Raw genomic sequence first — 22,748 nt, 5'->3', positions numbered from 1 at the left:
TGTCGGCCATGGCGCTGGAAAAAGCGGCATAGGGACTAGCGATCCGAAACTTCGATGGGAAAGGTATGCCAGAACCTCACTAAAACGACCAAAAAGCCCTCTTAAACCGGACGAAAATCCACTTCGAAAATAAACCATAAAAAAAATCCCGGAAACATCGATGTTCCAGGATTCGTTCTGTCCAGTTTTTAGTGAAAATCGGCCTACTCCCGAATATCCCAATATAAGTCATTTATAAATTATATTTATCCCTTATTCTTATAAACAGGTGATAGAATAGGCTGGCCATTCCACTCCCTATTACTGCCCCAGTGAAAATATCTAAAGGAAAATGCACTCCTATATAGATTCGGCTATAAGCGACCACCATCGCCCAAACCACCAAGATTAATCCTAAAGCGCTATAATTTGTTCTTAACAATAGAATGAAGAAAGTTGCCACTGCAAAGGAGTTTCCGGCATGAGCGGAAAAATATCCGAATTGACCTCCACAGGAAGCTTTAACCAATCGCACCGATTCCCCTATTTCTAAATCGAAACAAGGCCGTAATCGTCCTACTCCATATTTAAAAAAGTTTGCAAGCTGATCGGTAGCCAAAATAAGTACTGCAATGCTGGCCATAACCAAAAGCAATTGCTTTATACCAAAAGATTTATAAGTAAGGAAGGCTAAAAATAAATAAAGAGGAATAGCGCTCCATTTACTCGTTATAAATAGCCAAAATCCATCCCATTGAGAGGTTCCCAAATGATTGAGGAAAAGAAACAACTCCTTGTCATACTTCACTAATTCTTCCAACATCTTTTTTATTCTTCGTACCTAAAGATTTCCCTGTCGTAAAAGGCTGTTGCTGCTTCAATTAAGTTTACCGATTCCTCTTCCAGTTCTTTTTCATCTTCCTTGTCAAAGTCCTCCAACCATTCCACTTCATCATTTTCTAAATTGATGATAAATCTAGGATATTCGGTATGTATTATAAAAATAGCGGTAGGATAATCAGTATTATCGCCTAACAAAAATTTAGGGAATTCCATAAGTTTTATTGTTTAGTATAGGTATATCCTTCCTTAATCAGATCAAGAATATACAATTGTTTTTATGCTTTATTTTGGACTAAAATATCCTTGGTCTGTATTAATTTTCTGGTCAAATAATTAAATCGAATATACAACATTATAGCAGATGCAGTAAGTCCCACCAACAATCCAATCCATATTCCAATACTACCTAGGTGGGTATAAACTCCTAGATAAAGGCTGATTGGGAAACCAATAAGCCAATATGCCACAAAAGTAATCATAGTAGGCACCTTTACATCTTGTAAACCACGCAAAGCTCCCAGTACAACTACTTGCACCCCGTCTGAAATTTGAAAAAATGCCGCAACAAAAAGCAACTGAGCAGCCAACTTAATAACCTCTGTGTTGTCCTGTATATTAGCCATATCACCAACATCCAAATAAATGGTAGGCAACCAATCTTTTAAAAGGATAAAAGAAATAGCGAAGACTACCTCCAATAAAAAGGTAAGTAGAAATATGGATTGGGCAATACGCCTTAATTCTTTAAACGAACCCAGTCCCTTTTGGTTTCCTACCCGTATCATAGCAGCGACACCAAGCCCCATACCCACCATAAACGTCATGCTACTTAAGTTTAGTGCAATCTGATTTGCAGCTTGGGCATTTTTACCCAGAACACCACTAATCCAAACGGCAGCGGTAAAAATAGCTACTTCAAAAAACATTTGCAGCGCCGAAGGAAAACCGAGATCTATGATTTTTTTCATCACCTTTTTCTCTATTTTCCTGAAATTGATACCGGTTACATACTCTTTAAACTTCTCTTTTCGCTTAATAAGTACCCACAAAAATATAACCATGACCACTCGGGAAATCAAGGTCCCTATAGCCGCACCTACAATTCCCATTTTTGGAAAACCAAAATTACCAAATATGAGTAAGTAGTTAAGTACAATGTTTACCACATTGGCAATTACTGTAGCATACATAGGATAGGTAGTCTGTGATAGTCCTTCGGAAAATTGTTTTAGTGCCTGAAAAATAATCATGGGCACTAAGGAAAAAGCAACGAGGTCTAAATATGGCATTGCCAATTCTACAACTTCTACAGGCTGCTTCATCATGTACATTAGCGGTTTGGCCAAAAGTATAACTCCAAAGAGTCCAAGCCCCATAATGGTACACAGCACCAAGCCATGTTTTAAAGCACTTTTCCCATCAGCCGTATTATTGGCCCCATCGGCCTCAGCTACTAATGGGGTTATGGCAGTAGAAAATCCTATTCCTAAGGACATAGCGATAAACACAAAGCTATTCCCAAGCGAAACCGCAGCAAGCTCTGCTGTTCCCAACTGGCCTACCATAATATTATCAGCAAACTGGACAAAAGTATGCCCCAGCATTCCCAAAATAACCGGAAAGGATAACATTAAGTTGTACTTAAACTCCTTTGTATATTTCTGTAGCAAGACTTATTTTTTTTAAAGGGGCAAAGATAAAGTATCCGAACCGAATTTTAGGTACAGAATACCTCAATAGTATATTACAAATAAATTAAAAGCAGTATCGCCAAACCAACCCCCGTCTGGAATTGAAAGAGGCAACACTAAGAAATACTAATAGAAAGATTTTATAATAGATATTGGGCTTTAAACCGTTTTAGCCTCTTCCCAAAAAACATCCATTTCATTCAAGGTCATATCTCTTAAAGCTTTACCCTGCTCTTTGGCCTTGCCTTCTAAATATTGAAACCGTTTAATAAATTTTTTATTGGTACGTTCCAGCGCATTTTCGGGGTTGATTTTTAGAAATCGAGCATAATTGACCATTGAGAATAGCACATCCCCAAATTCGGCTTCCATAGCATCTTCGTTATTATTGCTTACCTCCTCCTCAAATTCTTTCAACTCTTCTTTAACCTTCTCCCATACCTGTTCTGGCTTCTCCCAATCAAAACCAACTCCGGCTACCTTATCTTGAATACGGCTAGCTTTCACTAAAGCGGGCAATCCTTTGGGCACTCCTTCCAAGACACTTTTCTTCCCTTCCTTTAGCTTTATATTTTCCCAGTTCCGTTTCACCTCCTCTTCGTCTTGTACTTGAACATCACCATAAATATGTGGATGCCTGTTGATCAATTTATCACAGATCTCATTGGCCACATCAGCAATGTCAAAATCCTTTTTCTCACTACCAATTTTAGCATAAAAAACAATATGCAGCAGTACATCACCGAGCTCCTTTTTAACTTCCTCTAAATCGTTGTCCAATATCGCATCACCTAATTCATATGTTTCCTCGATAGTAAGATGCCTAAGACTTTGCATGGTTTGCTTTTTATCCCATGGACATTGCTCTCGCAACTCATCCATAATAGTCAACAATCGATCAAAGGCCTGCAACTGGGTTTCCCTGGAATTCATAAAAATAGCTTTTTCACAAAAATACAAACTCTCCACGGGATGAGACTTCCGTAATCCCGAGTTTTTTGGCTAACTTTAGAGGATTAACACCAATAAACTACCTAATAAACAAAGCTTGTAAAGAACTACAAACTTAATTGGGCCAATTAAGCTATTGAATGTTGAAAGTAAGATCAATAAATACAATTTATAACCATTTTAAATATTGAAGAATCCTATGACCGCTACAAACCATCCCACTTTAAACTTCTTGTTGGGAATTTCCCTATTAGTAAGCTTATCCTGTAAATCTCAGGAAACACCTTTAATTGCAAATGGGGCCGAACTCAAGGTAGTGTCCGACACCTATTCATTTACGGAAGGGCCAGCAATGGCACCCAATGGAGATATCTATTTTACCGATCAGCCTAACGACCGTATCGTAAAATGGTCTGCCGCTAATAACTCCGTCTCTGTTTTTATGGAACCATCAGGGAGATCTAACGGTCTTTATTTTGATAACGAGGGTAATCTTTTGGCGTGTGCCGATGAAAAAAATCAGTTATGGCAAATAGATACCAGCAATAAAGAGGTTACGGTTTTAATAGATGATTACAAGGGTAAAAAATTAAATGGCCCAAATGATCTCTGGGTAGATAAAAAAGGTGGAATTTATTTTACCGACCCCTACTACCAGAGAGATTATTGGAAAAGAACCGAAATGGAACTAGAGAAACAGCAGGTGTATTACTTGTCACCGGACAAAAAAAATATATCCGTTGTAGCCGATGACTTAGTACAGCCTAACGGGATTATAGGTAGCGCTGATGGTAAGACACTCTATGTCGCGGATATAGGTGACAAAAAGACCTATTCTTATAAGATGAATACCGATGGTAGTTTAAGCGATAAAACCTTATTCACAAATCTAGGCTCCGATGGGATGACACTAGACAACAAGGGAAATGTATATCTTACAGGCAAGGGAGTTATCGTATTCAATAAAAAGGGAGAGAAAATTCTTCATATCCCTATAGACCAAAATTGGACGGCCAATGTCACTTTTGGAGGAAAGGATCAAAAAACCCTTTTTATTACGGCGATGAACACCGTTTACACCCTGGATATGAATGTATCAGGGGTCCGCTAAAAGCTATCCAATAACTCATAAAAAAAAGGAACAAAACACCATATATCCAAATAATATGAATACCACCAAACGCCTGTTCCCTATCCTAAGTTTTTTGTTGTTTTTTGGCTCCTTGGCATTCGGGCAATCCATTATCAAGGAGGCGTCCAATGCTGTTATTGCTGGTGTTGACAAAGAAAGATTACACAGATATGATAAGTTCTTACAGAAAGAAATTGAGGAAGAAAGAATTCCAGGAGCCGTCTCATATATTATTAGAAAAGGAGAGGTAATTCACAAAGCGGCCTATGGTTATAGCAGTATGACGGATAGTTCTCCCATTAAGCAAGATCAACTCTTCCATATTATGTCCATGACCAAGCCCATTGTAACCGCGGCCTTTATGATGTTGTATGAAGAAGGATATTTCTCATTAACCGACCCAGTATCCAAATACCTCCCTCAATTTAAAAATATACGAGTAGCAAAAAACGTAGAACAGGGCGTTAAAGGGGAGACTGTCCCGGCAAATAAAGAAATTACCATTAACCACCTATTGACACATACCGCTGGGTTCTCACATGGGTTAGGGGGAACAACTTTAGATAATGACTATGTAAAGGCGCTTTACTCAGAGCCTCATAAAAACATTGAAAGTAGCGTAAATGCAATGCTAAAATTACCTTTAGTAGGACAACCAGGGGAACAATGGTACTATAGTGCTTCGCCGGATGTACTCTCACTCCTTATAGAACACTTTAGTGGATTGACCACCTCTGAATTTCTAAAAACACGTCTCTTTGAACCCTTAGAAATGGAAGATACAGGATACAACATATCCCAGGATAATCGTTACAGATGGATGCCTGTCCACAGTATTGATAAAAATGGGAAACTTATAAATTCTCCCAACCAATTGCCTATAGAGGGTAATACTATCTACGGCGGCACCCATGGTCTTTTTTCTACCGCTTCAGACTACATGAAATTCTGCCAGATGTTGCTCAATAAGGGGGAGTATAATGGCAAACATTTGCTAAGTCCCAAAACTATAGAAATAATGACCATGAATCAGGTAAGCGATCTTTATCAGGCTCCTGGACAAGGTTTTGGACTTGGTTTTGGAATTACTACAAACTTGGCAGACAGTAAAAGTTTAGGGTCTGTTGGACAGTATTATTGGAGTGGCGCTTATTGCACTTATTTCTTTATTGATCCCAAAGAGGAGCTTGTGGTTATTTTAATGAGCCAATTACAGCCTTACAATAACTATTATGGTGAAAAAATGAGACAGATGGTGTATCAGTCCCTTGTACAAGAGTGACCTTAAATACTTTAAAATAAATCATATTTTACCGACTATTAACGATAAAAATAAATACCAATAGCACACCTCTGGTGTTCCCTGTCGAAATTTGTTTGTCAATTCCTACGATATAATTAATTTAACCTTTAATTTTCACGAATTTGAAACCTCGATTCTATCTTCTTTTTTTATTATCCGCAATTGCATTTGGCCAAAATAATTGGGCTTACAACAACGAAGTTCAGGCCCTTAAGGCAAAATACGATACTATATGGGATAGTAGCAAAGAGACCACTGTTTTTACAGGAAGTTCCAGTATAAGAATGTGGAATAACCTTGAATCGATGTTTCCAGGACATCAAATAGTAAACACCGGGTTTGGAGGATCCCAAGCTACCGACCTATTACAACATCTAGAAGAATTAATTCTGCGCTTTAACCCTAAGAACGTCTTTATATATGAAGGCGACAACGATATCGTCTCAAATAAAAGACCTAAACAAATTATTGAGACCACTGAGCAAATAATAGCCAATATAAAAAAAGAAAACAAAAACGTTCAAATCATCCTCATCTCCGCCAAACCCAGCACTGCCCGTTGGAACTATAAAAGAAAGTACAAAAAATTGAATAGAAAATTTAAAAAACTAGCGCGTAAAGAAGCTGGAGTGGAATATGCTGATGTGTGGAATGCCATGCTAAATGGAAAGCATGTTAGGCAAGATATTTTCATAAAGGACGGATTACATCTAAATGAAAAAGGATATGACCTGTGGTTCTCTGTAATCGCTCCCATTATGAACAACGAGAATACGAACACCACTAAATAAATAATAACTTTTATCAACACATATATATTATGAAAATAACTTCTCTTCTTAAATCAATTCTGATTCTCACGGCAGTCTTAGCAATTACAGCATGTGAACAGAAAAAAAAGAAAATCATCGATTTTCCCAAAACCGATTTGGCCAAGGAAAATATGATTCCCAAACCGTTGAAGATAAATGCAACTAACAGTGCTTTTGGGTTGGACCAAAACACCGTTATACACACTTCACCAGATTCAGAAGATTTACATGCAGTGGCACAATATTTATCCGATAAAATAAAATGGCATACACAATTGGACCTTGTAGTAAACAACATGTCCAGTTCATCTTCCGATAGGGTCATTTTAATTAAACAATTGGAAGGAAGCGATAACACCAATAATGAAGCATACGAACTAACCATATCTCAAGATTCCGTTATTTTAAGTGCAACCACCGCTGAAGGTGCCTTTAGAGGCGTACAGACTCTTAGACAACTTATTCCCGAAATTAGCAATGACACCCTTTCTGATACTGAAATGTGGCTAATCCCCTCAGGAGAAATTGCAGACCATCCTAATTTTGAATACCGGGGTTCTATGTTAGATGTGGCACGACACTTCTTTAACGTGGAAGACGTTAAGAAATATATAGACCTTTTGGCCTATTATAAGATGAACACACTACACTTACACCTCACGGACGATCAGGGATGGCGAATTGAAATAAAGTCTTGGCCAAAACTTACCGAAATTGGTGGAAGCTCTGAAGTAGGTGGTGGTCCCGGCGGATTCTATACCCAAGAGGATTATAAAGACATAGTAGCTTATGCTGCCAAACAATACATAACCATCATCCCTGAAGTGGATATGCCAGGACATACCAATGCGGCGTCCCTAGCTTACCCCTTTCTTAACGGAAATGGAAAAAAGATAGAACCCCATACTGGGATAGAAGTAGGCTTTAGCACTTTTGACACCAGGAAAGATACAGTTTACGCTTTTATAGACGATGTAGTTAGGGAGATTTCTGAAATAACCCCCGGCCCTTATTTCCATGCAGGAGGGGATGAAAGTTTGGTTACAAAGAAAGCGGACTTTAATTATTTTATTTCCAGAGTGGATAAAATTGTCAAAAAATATAACAAGCGAATGATAGGTTGGGATGAAATAGTCCATGCCGATATTGACACTACCGCTATAGCCCAATTTTGGAGCAACGAAGAGAATGCCAAGATTGCCGTTGAAAAAGGAATGAAAGTTATCTTGGCTCCTGGTAAAAAGGCATATTTAGATATGAAATATGACACCGTTTCCCAGTACGGTTTGCATTGGGCAGGTTATATCCCTGTAGATACTGCCTATATTTGGACTCCAGAAAAGTATATTAAGGGAATTAATAAGGAGCACATCTTGGGAATAGAAGCGCCACTTTGGTCAGAGACTATTACTAATATGGAAGAGTTGGAGTATTTGGCCTTTCCTAGGGTAATCGGGCATGCAGAACTTGGATGGAGTACCGAAGAAAATAGAAATTGGGAAGATTATAAAGTTAGAGTAGGGAACCAGGCCCCATACCTAGATAAAATGAACGTAAAATATTACCCTTCCAAGTTAATAGATTGGAAAAAAAGTAAACACACTTACAAAACAATTTTAAAAGATTAGAGCCTTCAAATAATAAAGGTTAGTTGGAAAATATACGCACCTAAAAGTTCAAGATAACTAAAAAGCCAATAAATCCATTGCGATTTATTGGCTTTTCTTTAAGTCTTAAATCAATACTCATTTAAAGAAATTAAAAGTGAAAACACTCATTGTAATTCCCTTAAGTGCAATCCTTAACGCAGCATATTAACCATTAACCACAAATAATAGACGTGTAGCTTATCTAATTAAAAAACTGTGGTTTCTACTATAATCACAGTGAACTCCTAATAGGTTGTACCAGATAAAGATAATGACCTGAACTACTTCCATTCAAAATCGCCATTTTCAATAGACCAATCATTCCCAAAAAATCCAGCACTTTTGATGCCTGAGGTTCCTTGGTCCAAAACAGTTTCATCGAATAGTAAGAAATCTGGGAAAGTACTTCCGTTTACCAAGTAGTGATTGGCATAAGCAGCTTTCATCCCAGCTATACCTGTAGCGGTAACTACTCCCACACTTGCGACATCACTATCTTCTCTTGGAACAATAAAATATAGGCCCCAATTACTTCCTGTTAAATTTCTACCATCAAAATCAAGCATATTATTAGCCACTTGAACCGGACTATTTTTCAATAATTTCCCCCAAGCAGCATTATTGCTTTTATTGCCGTATACCACTACATTGCGGTTTGGATAATCTGTTGGGGAAAAGTCCGTATCCGCAATCAACTCAATATTACCATTTGCCTTATACCAAAAAGTGTCCGCATCAAATCTTGCCTTATTATAATACCAGTCATTTTCTAATTTGGAGCCTTTAGTCCCATAAACAAAAATTACATTGTTTCTAAAAGCATCCTTAAAACCTCCGTTTCTATGGGGCCCTTTTTCAGTCCTGGAAGGTCTTGAAGCAACGCTCCAATTCCCGTTGGTATCCTTAAAAAATGTACTTTCTTTTAAGGCTATGGGAATTTCCGTACCATTGAGAACAATAGCATTGATCTCCCCTGGGACTTGTGAAAAATCTATTTCTATAAGGGAAACATTTTCAGTTTCTATTTTAAAACTGTTTTCCCATGAAAATTCAAACGAACTGATTTTAAAGGGAATTTGCTGCTGATGGATGGTGATAAAATGGGAAGTGGAAGAAACTCCTGGAGAGCCGGTACTAAACTCCAATTTTTTAATATCCTTTACTTCGGGAATAGTACGTCGTTTGAAAAAATTAAAAATGGGGTCCCAATCTACACTGTGATTCCCATACCAATGGGTTCCTCCGGGATATTCATAATAAGTAAAGTCTGGATGAAACTTCCCCAATCGCTCCCTCATATCCTGAGCTATGTGCGTAGGAACTACATTATCCTTTTCGCCGTGTAGCACATATACCCCATGGTGCAGGTAGTTCCTAATTAATTTTAAAGTCCTGGTTGGTGTCCCTGCCCGTTCGACGATGTTTTCTACTGTCGTGGGAACAATTTCAGTGCTCAACCGTTCAAACATTTTGGGGCTAACACCATATTTACTTCGCTCTTCTTCAGTGAGTGCCAAAATCCTATCCGATCTTCCGTTGCGATACATTAATAGATCAGGATATCCTGCACATGGTGCTATTGCCGCAAAATGGTCGGGGTAAGTAGCTCCCAAATACCAAGTCCCATGTCCTCCCATAGAGTGACCGGTCAGATAAATTTTACTTTCATCGGGCTTAAAGAGCTTTTTACTATCTGCCAACACCTCCATGGCGTCCATTCTCCCCCAGTCTTCCCATGCAAATCCAAATGGTCTTCTATTAGTAGGTGCAACCAAAGTTCCCCAATCTTTTTGTGTATAGGCATTGGCCTGGTTAACTGCCTCTACAGATGCTCCATGTACGGAAAGAAATAGTGCCGCCCCCTTTTGATCTTTCTTGGTATTGGGTGCCACACTATAGTATTGGACACTATGATCTATTGCACTTACAAAGGTTCTCTTGTGGTGCTTATATTTAGATTTCACATCTAGAAATAACGTCTCCTTAGAGACTATATCTTTATTTTTACGCTGTAAACTCAGATGTAGCTCCACTTTACCATCAACCTGACCCAAGTCGGAATTGGGAATGGAAAAAGGCATCTTATAAACGGTATAGGGTGGAATATCGGGGACAGCAGTAGAAAGCTCGGCTTTATTAACCTTAGCCACTATACTATGCTGTTTCACCCAATTCCCTGTAGCATTGATTACCCTAATGGCAGCTATATATTCTTTATTCTCCTCTTTTAGTAGATCGGGAACGGTTAAATCACGCGTCGTAAATTGCACCTCTGATTTGGGTTTTAATAGTCGCGCTCTGATCCTGGGGAAACGGCCTACTTTTAATACAAATGTATTATTCCCTTTTTCTAATTTCAGCGGAATAAGATTCCAACCAAAATCATAATGGTCACCCTCATAGGGATACCCATTTATTGAAACTACAGAATGTCCCGAGGCTTCGAACAATACTGTTTTTTCAGTGCTCGAATAATGTGTCAGATAAACATAACTAGATCTCAGACCTCTATCAGAAAAGCTATTTGTACTGTCTACCTCTATTGTGCGCCATTTCATTTCTTGACCTAAATAATCAATATCGAAAACCGCTCCCTCAGATACCTTCGTTTTTGGATTCATCAGAAACATGTTAAATACGCGGTCAACGGGAAATGTTGGCGATTCTCCGCCCAAAGTCGGAACTGATAGGGCTAAGCCCTTTTTAAAAACATGAACAACCTCTCCCTCATGGATGTCATCAACTTTTTCCTTGCCAAAATATTCCACAATATTTCCAGTACGTTGCTGGCCCAAAAAAATCAGAGGAATCATCAGGAATAAGACCAGAACAAAGGTGCTTTTTTTACATAATCTATTCATTGCATTCAAAAAATAAATCAATTAATATCATAATTTCCAGAATTCTTATGCCGTAGCACAACAATTTAAACCAATAGCGAAATACCGTAGCTAAAGGGATTAGCCTCCCTATTTGAGCAAGGAAATCTCCCCTATAAATTTACATGATTATCGAGCATAAAAAAACCTTCGAAAACGAAGGTTTTTTTATGCTTTTATTGAAAAATCAATTCTATTCTTTATCCTCAGAAGCTACTTTTTCCTCTTCTTCTGTAGCAAATTCAGTTATACCATGGTCATGCAACAAATTGTACCATTGAATAACTTTTTTAATATCGCTTGCATACACACGATCTTCGTCATAATTAGGCAACACTTCAAAAAAGTATTCCTCTAATTTTATTTTATCGTCCTTATGACTCACCGTAGTTTTCCCACCGTCTTCCTTTTCTTTTATCTTTTCAAAAATATCCTTTAGAGGTACTTCCTCCTCCAAGGTATAGATTGCAATTTCGGATAGAACACTTACATTGTTCTTAAAACTAACGGTAATTTTCTTACCATCTAATAATGATTCTGCTACAAATCCAGCACGTGTCTGGGTCAATAACTTATAAAGTCCTGGTTTTCCGGCTATGGATAATATTTTATTTAAACTCATCTGATATTTTAAATTTCAAGCGCAAATATTACACTTTTTGTTTATAAAAGAAATTGTTTTAACGTGCTTTTTTTTGAAGTGGGAAACGCATTCTGTAATCTACCTTTACTTTTCCCTTTGATATATTGGTCAGCCTGCCTTTTAATAATCTCTTTTTCAAGGTAGATAATTTGTCCGTAAACAAAACTCCTTCAATATGATCATATTCATGCTGGATTACCCTTGCTAGAAGCCCTTCATAGGTTTCTGTATGGGATTTAAAATCGGCATCCAAATAGGTAATGGTAAGAGTATCTTTTCTTGAAACATCTTCCCTTACATCCGGAATACTTAAACAACCTTCGTTAAAAGCCCATTCCTCACCGGTTTCCTCCACAATTTTTGCATTTATAAACACTTTTTTAAAGCCTTTTAATGCTTTCTGCTCTTCTTCGGACAGGTCCTCATCCTCAGAGAATGGAGTAGTATCTATGGTAAAAAGTCGTATAGGAAGTCCTATTTGGGGTGCTGCAAGTCCAACTCCAAACGCATTGTACATAGTATCCCACATATTGGCCAATAATTCATCCAAATTGGGATAATCTTTATCAATATCTTCTGCTACTTTTCTTAAAACGGGATCTCCGTAAGCTACTATAGGTAATATCATGCTACTATTTTCTATTTAAATATGCTTGAAGGATTAAGGTTGCACTAATTTCATCGATCAATGCCTTATTTTTTCTTTTTTGTTTCCCAATGCCGCTATCAATCATAGACTGTACAGCCATTTTTGAGGTAAACCGTTCATCTTGCCGGACTACCGGAATTTTAGGAAAAACCCCTTCTAGGGTACGCAGAAAAGGCGTAATGAACTCTTCCGACTCGGAGGGCTGGTTATTCATTTGCTTTGGTTCCCCTACTACAAATAGCTCTACATTTTCTTGTTCTACATAAGACCTAAGAAAATTCAAAAGTTCCTTGGTATTAATTGTAGTTAAACCCGAGGCAATTATCTGCAATTCATCCGTTACAGCAATTCCCGTCCTCACTTTTCCAAAATCCAAGGCTACTATTCTTCCCAAACTTATTTTTTCGCAAAAATAAACCATAAATTGTTATAAGTGTAAAAACGAAAGGTTAATTACAAAGTTGCCCCTATATTTGCCTAAAATTCAAAATACGACAATGACAGAATTAAGAAAAATCATAGAGAATGCGTGGGATAATCGTGATCTTTTAAAAGAGACCTCTACACAAGATGCTATCAGGGAAGTAATAGATTTATTGGATAAGGGAGAATTGCGTTGTGCAGAACCCACTAATGACGGGTGGCAAATAAATGAATGGGTAAAAAAGGGGGTAGTTCTCTATTTTCCGATTCAAAAAATGGAAACCTTGGAAGCAGGAATCTTTGAATACCACGATAAAATGCCTTTAAAACGGGGCTATGCCGAAAAAGGGATTAGGGTGGTTCCCAATGCTGTTGCCAGACATGGTGCGTATATTTCAGCCGGAACCATATTAATGCCAAGCTATGTTAATATTGGTGCTTATGTAGACGAAGGTACTATGGTTGACACATGGGCTACAGTAGGAAGTTGTGCTCAAATTGGAAAAAACGTACACCTTAGTGGCGGTGTAGGTATTGGAGGGGTTTTGGAACCCTTGCAAGCAGCTCCAGTGATTATAGAGGATAATGCCTTTATTGGATCTAGATGTATTGTTGTAGAAGGAGTACGGGTAGAGAAAGAAGCTGTTTTAGGTGCCAATGTAGTGCTTACCGCCTCTACAAAAATTATTGATGTTACGGGGGAAACGCCAGTAGAACGAAAAGGACTGGTTCCGGCCAGATCAGTAGTTATACCAGGAAGCTATACAAAATCGTTCCCCGCGGGCGATTTTCAGGTTCCTTGTGCATTGATAATAGGAACTAGAAAAGAGAGTACAGACAAAAAAACTTCTTTAAATGATGCCTTGCGTGAATACGATGTTGCCGTATAATGCTAACTTTGCATCATGAAAATACTGGTTGTACAACAAAAAATGATCGGGGATGTTCTTACTAGCACCATACTGTGCGAACATCTTAAGAAGAACATCCCCAACAGCCAGATTCATTATTTGATCAATACCAATACGGAACCAGTTGTAACCAACAACCCTTATATCGATCAGGTGGTACTATTTAAGCCCGAATACAGGGACAGTAAACTCGCATTCTATAATTTCTTAAAATCTATTTCAAAAGAGCGCTATGATGTAGTTATAGATGTTTACAGCAAACTAGAAAGCAATCTAATCACCTTATTCTCTGGTGCAGAAACCAAAATTTCTTACGAGAAGTGGTACTCAAAATTCATTTATACCCATACCCATATATATGTTAGATCTGGGGAAACTAAGGTAGGTCTTGCCATTGAAAATAGGCTTGCCTTACTAAGACCAATCCTCCCAGAAGTAAATTTTATTGTACAACCACCCCAAATTTATCTTACGCAGCAAGAAAAAGACGAAGCAAAAATTTTTTTAGAAGAAAAATCGGTAAATTTTTCTATTCCGATTTTAATGATAAATGTTCTTGGAAGTAGCGCCAATAAAACGTATCCCCTTCCTTATATGGCCCAGATGTTAGATGAAATTGCCCAGCAAGGAAAGGTTAACCTATTATTTAATTATATACCTTCTCAGCTGGAGGAAGTAAAAAAGGTATATGAACTTTGCGCTCCAGAGACCCAGGCCATGATTTTATTGGATGTATTTGCCCCCTCTCTACGCACATTTTTAGGGTTATTATCTCATTGCAACGCCTTACTAGGAAATGAAGGTGGTGCGGTAAACATGGCTAAAGCTTTAAACATTCCTGCATTTAGCATATTCTCTCCTTGGATTACAAAAGTAGCTTGGGAGACTTTCCCCAACAATAAAGTTAATATAGCGGTACACTTAGAAGATTTCCTCCCGCACCACTTGGAGGGGAAACCCGTAAAACAACGAAAGAAAGAAGCAGCAAATCTATACAACTACTTTGTGCCCGATCTTTTTACAGATCGGCTACAGCAATTCCTAGAAGCTGAAATTTTTACGCACTAACAGTATTTGATACTCGTTAAGGAGTATTTTCCATTCCTTTTTAAGCATATAGGCTGCCACCAATTTACCTTTTCCACCATTAGGCAGATCACAATCATCTATTAAAACGATAGAATTATCGTGCAGATTATCTTCAATAGCAACAAATTCATTTAAGTGGTGCACCTGACTTTTAATTTGTACTTCGGGATCATCATCATAATCATAGCTGTCAAGGTATATAAAATCTACCTGCTCCTCAAAATCACCCAAGAAGGCTACAGAATCTGAATGGTGAATTTGCACCACTTCATTTACACTTTGACTATTAATCTTCTCTTGGGACTTGGCAACAGATTTTTCACTGATATCCACCGAATGTAGAAAGGCGTTCTTTTGTTTCGCCCATTTCCCAAAAACTACCGTGGCGGCCCATTACTCTTAGCTCCTCGCAACCCTTCCCTAAAAGTACCCGTTTCTATAATTGTTTTTGCTGCAATCTTATTTAACAGTTCCATGGTTTTCCTAAAGGAATCCCTACGCTTTCTAAGATTGAACTGGAATGGCATAAACGGATATAAGGACTTATGCTTCATTAACTTCCCTAATAAAAACCCAAAAAGGCCTAACGCGCCAATAATTAAAATAATCTTCATAAATGAGGAGGGTAAAATTTTACTTAAATATAAGTAAACGCAAAGAATTCTATTTAACCTACATTAACACAAACTGTTTAATAAAATGTAAAGTGGCCGACAATTTCATATATCAGCGAATTAAAATTAACTTTGCCACACAAATCGAGCGATTCCTTATTGAAGTTAATGCAGTTAAATAAGAGCTATTTTACGTTACCTGTATAGCTAACTATAAGCAGCAGTATGGCGAGTATTGTTCTTGCCAGCAGTATAGACTCCAAACTTAGCAAGTCCCTGGATATCCATCTTATTGCAGCAAGGTATATGGATATTAATACAAAAGTGATGGAAAAAAATTGGAACAAAGATTACCTTGGGAAGAATTTTAAAAATTCTCCTGCACGGACCAATTAAACGCAACCGAAATAGATTCTTTACATCTAAATGCATGAAAGTAGATTTTAAGGGTAATTTCAGGAAAATCACTAAGCCATTACAACAATGAGGGTAATTCTATTTTGTGAAAATGTCGATTCCTATGGAGTTTTAGCACCCATTAGAGATATTCTTCAGGAAAAGAATCACACTTACCTATGGTATATATCCAATAATTTACTGGACAATTTCCCCTTTAAAATTGAAAATTTCACAGTTAGTATCTTAGACCTACAGATCTTTGAAAGTGATGTTATTTTTGTTCCGGGCCAGGAAGTACCATACTATTTAAGGGGATTAAAAGTCAATGTCTTCAACAATTTGAAAGGGAAAAGATGGGATAATTTTAAATCTAGACCTTATTTTGACCTTTACTTAACACAAGGCCCCTATTTTACGGAAAAGTTAAATCGATTAAAGAAAAAACATCAGGATTTTGAAGTCATTGAAACGGGATGGCCAAAAATAGATATATATTATAAGGAGAAGTCGAAGTACGATTTTGAAAAAAATGCGATACTGGAACAGTATCAAACGGACAAAATCATACTATATGTTCCAAGCGCCACCGCTAAGCATAGCTCGGCGCCACATTTAATACATGAAATAAAGAACTTAGCGAAAACAACTGGTTTTGTAGTATTCGTAAGGCTAAAAGAACAAATGGATAACCATTGGATTCAAGACTACGAGAAGTTAGCGATGAAGGTCCCTAATATTCTTATACGCCACGAAAAGGATATTGTAAAATGTTTTATTCAGGCTGATGTTCTTATAAGCGATACTTCACCCTATATTTATGAGTTTATACTTATGGATAAACCCGCAATCTCCTATAAGTATAGTTCTGGAAAGATCCTTTGGGACAATGCCCACAGTTATACCCAACTAACAGAAAAAGTACTACAGAATTTACAAGAAGACCCCTACGCTGCGGAGAGGAGCTATATTAGTATGAAACTCCATCCTTATAAAGATGGAGCATCGGCACAGCGAATGGTAGCTACTGTACAAGAGCACATTAAAACTAATGGAGTTCCCGAAAAACGCAACTTATCACTCTCCAAGAAGCTAAAAACTAACACCAAATTTGGAAAGCCCGTGAACCACCCTTTCAAAGGCAAAAAAACAGCTAAGATTTCCGCTGTCCTAATAACGTATAACGAAGATATCCATATCAATGCCGTTTTGGAGAACTTAAAATTTGCGGATGAGATTATTGTGGTGGACTCCAGTAGTACCGATGGCACTATTGAAAAAATTAAAAAACATCCTAATGTAAAATTAATTATTCGTCCTTTTGTTAACTATACTGATCAAAAAAGCTTTGCTATGGAGCAAGCTTCACACGATTGGATACTTTTTTTGGATGCAGATGAACGTCTGACGGATGCCCTAAGGAACGAAGTTTTACATACCGTGAACGCAAACCATGCAACCGCTGATGCCTATTATTTTTATAGGACATTTATGTTTAAGGATGAGGTCCTTAAATTTAGCGGTTGGCAAAGCGACAAAAATTATAGACTGTTCAAAAAGAGCAAAGTGCATTTTACCCAAGAAAGAATTGTCCATGAAACTTTGGTAGTAGATGGAAAATCCGATGTCCTAAAAAATAAATTGATCCACTACTCCTACAAGGATTATGAGGACTACAAGGATAAAATGATAAAGTATGGCAAAATGAAAGCGGTGGAGGAATTAGAGAAAAATTACGACCCTAATATCTATCATTTTGTATTCCGCCCCTTTTATAAATTTTTCAACCACTATATCATTAGATTAGGCATATTAGATGGTAAAAAAGGAATTATAATTTGTTACCTAAATGCGCTAGGGGTTTATGCCAGGTACAAAGAATTAAAAAAACTAAGAAAAAATAATTAATAGTACAATTATGGATGACATTCGCACCGAAATCAACCAATGTATAGAAGTCTTAGCCAACGGCGGATTAATCCTTTACCCTACTGATACCATTTGGGGAATTGGTTGTGATGCTACAAATGAGGCTGCTGTTGCCAAAGTCTATGCCTTAAAACAAAGGGTCAATACCAAAGCTATGATCTGTTTGGTAGGAAACGATTTTATGTTAGAACAGCACATCACTAAGGTTCCCGATCTGGCGTATGACATTATGGACTTGGCAACCAAACCTACTACCATAATCTATGATTCCCCAAAGGGAGTAGCCAAAAATTTGGTTGCCCAAGACAATACATTAGGTATTAGGGTTGCCACGGACACCTTCTGCCAGAACCTTATTAAAAAATTAAAAAAACCCATCGTTTCCACCTCAGCCAATATTGCTGGAGAAGCTACGCCAAGATGTTTTGAAGAAATCACTGATGAGATTTTAAAAGGTGTGGACTATATAGTAAATTTGGAGCGCGATAAATTAAAGACCACACCATCTTCCATTATCCTCCTAGGAAATGATGGTACGGTTAAAGTGATCAGAGAATAATAATGACGAAGACAAACCAAGAAGCAGCTTTAGATAATCCTATATTTTCCACTATTTCCAATGCCGCTAAGGAACTTTCCATAGATGCTTATGTTATTGGTGGCTATGTTAGGGACCACCTTTTAAATAGGGGGGTCCCAAAGGATATTGATATTGTTGCGATAGGTAGCGGGATAGAACTTGCCCATAAAGTAGCATCAAAATTACCAGGAAGTTCCGATGTTTCGGTGTTTAAGAATTTTGGTACCGCTATGGTCAAGCATAAAGATATTGAAATTGAGTTTGTTGGAGCCAGAAAGGAAAGTTATCACCGCGATAGTAGAAAACCAGTAGTGGAAGATGGTAGCTTGGAGGATGACCAAAAAAGGAGGGACTTTACCATTAACGCACTGGCTATCTCATTGAATCAGGATGACTATGGAAATCTCCTGGATCCTTTTAATGGGGTAGCGGATTTAAAAATAAAGCTAATCAGAACTCCCTTGGATCCCAATATTACCTATTCGGACGATCCTTTAAGAATGATGAGGGCTATTAGGTTTGCAACGCAATTAAATTTTACTATCCATCCAGATTCCCTAAAAGCAATAACTGACAACAAAAGTAGAATCAAAATTATTTCCAATGAGCGGATAGTGGATGAGCTGCATAAAATTCTTGCAAGCCAGAAACCGTCCATAGGATTTTCCATTCTACATAAATCTGGCCTACTCAAATATATACTACCCGAACTATTGGCATTGGAAGGAATAGAAGAGGTAGAAGGTCAACGTCATAAAGACAATTTTTGGCATACTTTGGAGGTAGTGGATAACATTGCTGAAAACACCGATAATGTATGGTTGCGATGGGCGGCATTACTACACGATATAGGCAAAGCACCAACTAAAAAATTTGACAAAAAAATAGGCTGGACGTTTCACGCACACGAATTTATAGGCGCTAAAATGGTCTATAAATTGTTTAAACGCTTGAGATTACCATTAAACGATAAAATGAAATTCGTTCAAAAAATGGTCCTTATGAGCTCTAGGCCAATCGTACTTTCCGAGGATTTTGTGACGGATTCTGCAGTCAGGCGACTTATTTTTGATGCAGGAGAACATGTAGAAGACCTTATGACCTTATGCGAGGCGGATATCACCACAAAAAACCCTAAAAAGCAAAGGAAATATAAAAACAATTTTAAAATTGTCCGTCAAAAAATTGAGGAGGTAGAAGCTCGCGACCACATTAGAAATTTTCAACCTCCAGTTAGTGGTGAGGAAATTATGGCGGCTTTTAACCTAAAACCTTCCAAAGAAATTGGAATTATAAAAGAAGTGATCAAAGAGGCCATATTAGAAGGGGAAATCCCAAATAATTATGATGATGCCTATGCCCTTATGTTGAAAAAAGGAGAGGAAATGGGATTAATAGCCCAATAGGCTACCATGGCAAATCCTTTTAAAAGTTATGATCCACTTTAGAAATAATAAAAGTGGACAAAAGAATGGTATATACAGTATTAAGAAACGCTTTCAATCTTTCAGATGCAGAATAATTTTATAAAAATTGCCAAGGTTGCTTTGGTTTTGGTTTATTTGGTCATTATAGCAGGGGCTGTGGTAAGAATGACAGGAAGCGGGATGGGCTGCCCAGATTGGCCTAAGTGTTTCGGATATTACATTCCTCCTACCGATATTTCTGAGCTGGAATGGCAGCCGCAAAGGGCATTTAAAAAAGGACAGGTCATCATAGTAGATGAAACCTTACAAGTAGCCAAGTCAGATTTCACTACTGCTGATAGCTTTCAGGACGACAATTGGTCCCTATACACCAAACACGACTATGCAGTATTTAATCCATCACATACCTGGGTAGAATTTATAAATAGGCTTTTTGGCGCTTTGGCAGGACTAGGAACCTTAATTATGGCAATAGCCTCCTTCCGCTATTGGAAAAGGAAGAAAAAGATTACTATCCTCTCCTGGGTAGTCGTATTTGCTATGGGTTTCCAAGCATGGCTAGGCGCCACAGTTGTGTACTCCGTACTTGCCCCTGCAAAAATCACCGTTCATATGGTAATGGCTTTGGTTATTGTGGGTATCATCCTTTATATTATTCATGCCGCAAATGAAAAAGTGAGGCCTAACAAACCGGACACACTGGCCAAAAATTTAATTTTCATCACCTTATTTGCCACCCTATTACAGGTAGTATTTGGAACTCAAGTAAGACAGTTTATAGACGAACAGATTATGGTGTATGGGGATAGTGCCCCAGAATTATGGTTAAGCAACCCCGATATTAATTTTTACATACACCGCTCCTTCTCCATAATCATAGTACTTTTAAACCTGTACCTCGCTTTTAGGATCACAAAGTATAATTTAGGATATTCTAAGATATATTGGGTTCTATTTATGTTGCTTATTGAAGTAATTACTGGGCTAGCAATGTATTTCCTAGATTTCCCTTTTTCCACACAAGCTATACACTTGGTCATGGCCTCCCTCCTATTTGGATTTCAGTCCTATTTAGCTTTGGAAGTCATAAATGCTTTTAAAACGAGGAAAACTTTGTAACTTTGCCACCACAAAAATATGGACGAGATGATATATAAAATAAGGGTAATTCTAGATGCAGAAGATGATATCTTTAGGGATATAGAAATAGAGGGATCTACTACCTTGGAAGAGTTTCATAATGCCATTACCCAAGCTTTTGGTTTTTTGGGGAATGAAATGGCTTCATTCTACACCTGTGACGAAGAATGGCACCAAGATGAGGAAATTGCCCTGTTTGATATGAGCGAAAGTGGCTCAGATGTTCGGTTAATGAGCCAGGTACTTTTGCAGGATGTGGTTACAGAATCTTCCACTAAGCTTATTTATGTCTATGATTTTTTGAGTATGTGGACCTTTTTTGTAGAATTGGCCGATATTGTAGAAAGAACAGACGGACAAATATATCCTAATATTCTTTTTAGTTTTGGAGAAATTCCAGATTCCCCACCAGAAAAGAAGTTTGAGGCAGACGAAAGCGAATTCGATTTTGACAATACCTTGGACAACTACGAAGACCTAGATTTTGATGAAAATTGGAATTAATTTTCCGCATTACCAATCCCTTTGTAATATGTTATTTACCCTAGAATCGACTTGGTGTTTTATTCCGGTCAGCGCTAGTGTGCGCTAATACTTAACCCTTAACAATAGTTTTATGATCAATTTATATACTACCCAGATTGAAACCATTTCCATACACCGTGTGGGAAATAAGAATAAGAGTGAGGGTGTTTTTTTATCCGAAGAACCGTTTGCCCTTAATGATGAAACTACTGGTCTATTAAAAGAATATTTCTTTAAACCATTTAGGGAGAAGGAAGAAAATTACTTCCATTTTTACAACGAAGTAGATTTTGAGTTCAACGAAATCTACAATATCGTAGACACTATTTTCAAGGATCCAAATACCCTCCACGAAAATTCTAAAAAAGTCGCTGCCCATTTGTTCGACCAGTCCAATCACCCACACATTAAAAGTGGTGAGCTTTACGTTACCTACCTTACAGATTTAATGTTAGATAATGTAAAGGTAAATGCAGTAGGAATATTTAAAAGCGAATTGAAGCATGACTTCCTTCAATTCCAAGAAAACGGTGCTAATCTAGATATATTGGTACAACAGGGAATTAACATCAATAAATTAGACAAAGGCTGCTTAATCTTTAATACCGAAAGAGAAGCAGGCTACAAAGTATTATCCGTAGATAGCAACCGTTACGACGCCAAGTATTGGTTAGAAAATTTCTTGGATGTAGAACCCTTATCCGACGATAACTTTAAAACAAAAAACTACTTGAAATTTTGTCAGAACTTTGCCAAGGACGTAGTCCTACCAGCGGAAGACAAACAACAAGAGGTTCTTTTTATGAATAGGGCCGTGAACCATTTTGCAAAAAACGATTCTTTTGAAGAGACCAATTTCTTAAACGAAGTGATGGAAAACCCGGAGCTTATCCCTGAGTTTAAGCACTATAAGGAAGAAAAAGGGCCAAAATACAGTATAGAGGATGTTGCTTCCTTTGATATTGTGAACAAAGCGGTTTCGGATGCACGAAAAAAGATAAAAAACGTTATTAACCTAGACACCAATATCCAGATAAAATTGGATTTCATCAACCCAGAATCTGCAGAAAAGTTTGTGGAAAAAGGCTGGGATGAAGAACGACAGATGTATTACTACCTTGTGTATTTCAACAAGGAACAGAAGAGCTAAGGACTGCAACAGAATAAGGGAAGATTTAAAACT

23 protein-coding genes are annotated in these 22,748 nt (G+C 37.6%); 13 read left to right on the top strand and 10 right to left on the bottom strand.

Annotated elements, in window-relative coordinates:
- Nucleotides 1–232: 232 nt before the first annotated feature.
- The 4 genes from G466_RS0102040 to mazG form a co-directional block, all read right to left on the bottom strand.
- The gene (locus G466_RS0102040; RefSeq protein WP_026812146.1) at nucleotides 233–802 is read right to left on the bottom strand and encodes a phosphatase PAP2 family protein; all 570 of its coding nucleotides are present in this window, start codon (nucleotides 800–802) and stop codon (nucleotides 233–235) included.
- Nucleotides 803–807: 5 nt separating this feature from the next.
- Complete coding sequence (locus G466_RS0102035; protein WP_026812145.1) at nucleotides 808–1,035, bottom strand: hypothetical protein; 228 nt, start codon at nucleotides 1,033–1,035, stop codon at nucleotides 808–810.
- Between the two features lie 62 nt (nucleotides 1,036–1,097).
- On the bottom strand, nucleotides 1,098–2,492 hold the full coding sequence (locus G466_RS0102030; protein WP_026812144.1) for an MATE family efflux transporter: 1,395 nt from the start codon (nucleotides 2,490–2,492) through the stop codon (nucleotides 1,098–1,100).
- Between the two features lie 180 nt (nucleotides 2,493–2,672).
- On the bottom strand, nucleotides 2,673–3,446 hold the full coding sequence (mazG, locus tag G466_RS0102025; RefSeq protein WP_026812143.1) for a nucleoside triphosphate pyrophosphohydrolase: 774 nt from the start codon (nucleotides 3,444–3,446) through the stop codon (nucleotides 2,673–2,675).
- 217 nt (nucleotides 3,447–3,663) lie between these two features.
- Here mazG and G466_RS0102020 point away from each other — a divergent pair, with 217 nt between their 5' ends.
- The 4 genes from G466_RS0102020 (at nucleotide 3,664) to G466_RS0102005 (ending at nucleotide 8,339) form a co-directional block, all read left to right on the top strand.
- Nucleotides 3,664–4,575, top strand: coding sequence for an SMP-30/gluconolactonase/LRE family protein (locus G466_RS0102020; protein WP_026812142.1), 912 nt, complete (start codon nucleotides 3,664–3,666; stop codon nucleotides 4,573–4,575).
- Nucleotides 4,576–4,630: 55 nt separating this feature from the next.
- Complete coding sequence (locus tag G466_RS0102015) at nucleotides 4,631–5,878, top strand: serine hydrolase domain-containing protein (protein WP_026812141.1); 1,248 nt, start codon at nucleotides 4,631–4,633, stop codon at nucleotides 5,876–5,878.
- Between the two features lie 143 nt (nucleotides 5,879–6,021).
- Nucleotides 6,022–6,690 carry a GDSL-type esterase/lipase family protein gene (locus tag G466_RS0102010; RefSeq protein ID WP_026812140.1) on the top strand — a complete coding sequence of 223 codons (669 nt, stop codon included), beginning with the start codon at nucleotides 6,022–6,024 and terminating at the stop codon, nucleotides 6,688–6,690.
- Nucleotides 6,691–6,719: 29 nt separating this feature from the next.
- Nucleotides 6,720–8,339 carry a family 20 glycosylhydrolase gene (locus tag G466_RS0102005; RefSeq protein WP_026812139.1) on the top strand — a complete coding sequence of 540 codons (1,620 nt, stop codon included), beginning with the start codon at nucleotides 6,720–6,722 and terminating at the stop codon, nucleotides 8,337–8,339.
- 302 nt (nucleotides 8,340–8,641) lie between these two features.
- On the opposite strand, the gene G466_RS0102000 is transcribed toward G466_RS0102005, so the two are convergent.
- The 4 genes from G466_RS0102000 to ruvX all read right to left on the bottom strand — a co-directional run bounded on the left by G466_RS0102000 (nucleotide 8,642) and on the right by ruvX (nucleotide 12,925).
- Complete coding sequence (locus G466_RS0102000) at nucleotides 8,642–11,221, bottom strand: carboxylesterase family protein (protein ID WP_229797147.1); 2,580 nt, start codon at nucleotides 11,219–11,221, stop codon at nucleotides 8,642–8,644.
- 211 nt (nucleotides 11,222–11,432) lie between these two features.
- Nucleotides 11,433–11,861 (bottom strand): DUF5606 family protein, encoded by a 429-nt coding sequence (locus G466_RS0101995; RefSeq protein WP_026812137.1) that lies wholly within the window; start codon nucleotides 11,859–11,861, stop codon nucleotides 11,433–11,435.
- A gap of 58 nt (nucleotides 11,862–11,919) precedes the next feature.
- Complete coding sequence (gene def / locus G466_RS0101990) at nucleotides 11,920–12,510, bottom strand: peptide deformylase (RefSeq protein ID WP_026812136.1); 591 nt, start codon at nucleotides 12,508–12,510, stop codon at nucleotides 11,920–11,922.
- 4 nt (nucleotides 12,511–12,514) lie between these two features.
- Nucleotides 12,515–12,925, bottom strand: coding sequence for a Holliday junction resolvase RuvX (gene ruvX, locus G466_RS0101985; RefSeq protein ID WP_026812135.1), 411 nt, complete (start codon nucleotides 12,923–12,925; stop codon nucleotides 12,515–12,517).
- Nucleotides 12,926–13,028: 103 nt separating this feature from the next.
- Here ruvX and G466_RS0101980 point away from each other — a divergent pair, with 103 nt between their 5' ends.
- A complete protein-coding gene (locus G466_RS0101980) occupies nucleotides 13,029–13,844 on the top strand; it encodes a 2,3,4,5-tetrahydropyridine-2,6-dicarboxylate N-succinyltransferase (protein WP_026812134.1) in 816 nt (271 codons plus the stop codon).
- 15 nt (nucleotides 13,845–13,859) lie between these two features.
- On the top strand, nucleotides 13,860–14,933 hold the full coding sequence (locus G466_RS0101975) for a glycosyltransferase family 9 protein (protein WP_026812133.1): 1,074 nt from the start codon (nucleotides 13,860–13,862) through the stop codon (nucleotides 14,931–14,933).
- On the opposite strand, the gene G466_RS0101970 is transcribed toward G466_RS0101975, so the two are convergent.
- On the bottom strand, nucleotides 14,907–15,287 hold the full coding sequence (locus tag G466_RS0101970; RefSeq protein WP_026812132.1) for a hypothetical protein: 381 nt from the start codon (nucleotides 15,285–15,287) through the stop codon (nucleotides 14,907–14,909). The two genes, G466_RS0101975 and G466_RS0101970, sit on opposite strands and share 27 nt — an antisense overlap.
- A gap of 44 nt (nucleotides 15,288–15,331) precedes the next feature.
- The gene (locus G466_RS0101965; protein WP_026812131.1) at nucleotides 15,332–15,568 is read right to left on the bottom strand and encodes a hypothetical protein; all 237 of its coding nucleotides are present in this window, start codon (nucleotides 15,566–15,568) and stop codon (nucleotides 15,332–15,334) included.
- Nucleotides 15,569–15,793: 225 nt separating this feature from the next.
- On the opposite strand from G466_RS0101965, the gene G466_RS23720 reads away from it, so the two are divergent.
- The 7 genes from G466_RS23720 to G466_RS0101925 all read left to right on the top strand — a co-directional run bounded on the left by G466_RS23720 (nucleotide 15,794) and on the right by G466_RS0101925 (nucleotide 22,715).
- Nucleotides 15,794–15,964, top strand: a complete 171-nt coding sequence (locus G466_RS23720) for a hypothetical protein (protein ID WP_157373787.1) — start codon at nucleotides 15,794–15,796, stop codon at nucleotides 15,962–15,964.
- Between the two features lie 87 nt (nucleotides 15,965–16,051).
- The gene (locus tag G466_RS24640; RefSeq protein ID WP_034234377.1) at nucleotides 16,052–17,872 is read left to right on the top strand and encodes a glycosyltransferase; all 1,821 of its coding nucleotides are present in this window, start codon (nucleotides 16,052–16,054) and stop codon (nucleotides 17,870–17,872) included.
- A 10-nt stretch (nucleotides 17,873–17,882) separates the two neighbouring features.
- Complete coding sequence (locus tag G466_RS0101945; RefSeq protein WP_026812130.1) at nucleotides 17,883–18,452, top strand: L-threonylcarbamoyladenylate synthase; 570 nt, start codon at nucleotides 17,883–17,885, stop codon at nucleotides 18,450–18,452.
- 2 nt (nucleotides 18,453–18,454) lie between these two features.
- The gene (locus G466_RS0101940) at nucleotides 18,455–19,879 is read left to right on the top strand and encodes a CCA tRNA nucleotidyltransferase (protein WP_026812129.1); all 1,425 of its coding nucleotides are present in this window, start codon (nucleotides 18,455–18,457) and stop codon (nucleotides 19,877–19,879) included.
- A 105-nt stretch (nucleotides 19,880–19,984) separates the two neighbouring features.
- Complete coding sequence (locus tag G466_RS0101935; RefSeq protein ID WP_026812128.1) at nucleotides 19,985–21,019, top strand: COX15/CtaA family protein; 1,035 nt, start codon at nucleotides 19,985–19,987, stop codon at nucleotides 21,017–21,019.
- Nucleotides 21,020–21,046: 27 nt separating this feature from the next.
- Entirely contained in the window at nucleotides 21,047–21,544 is a 498-nt protein-coding gene (locus G466_RS0101930; RefSeq protein WP_026812127.1) for an IS1096 element passenger TnpR family protein, read from the top strand.
- A gap of 112 nt (nucleotides 21,545–21,656) precedes the next feature.
- A complete protein-coding gene (locus G466_RS0101925; RefSeq protein WP_026812126.1) occupies nucleotides 21,657–22,715 on the top strand; it encodes a nucleoid-associated protein in 1,059 nt (352 codons plus the stop codon).
- Nucleotides 22,716–22,748: the final 33 nt, after the last annotated feature.

The sequence above is a fragment of the Arenibacter certesii DSM 19833 genome (assembly GCF_000429545.1).
Taxonomy (GTDB): Bacteria; Bacteroidota; Bacteroidia; order Flavobacteriales; family Flavobacteriaceae; genus Arenibacter; species Arenibacter certesii.
Note: the sequence above shows the minus strand (reverse complement) of the source record. Positions and strands in the feature narration are given on the sequence as shown.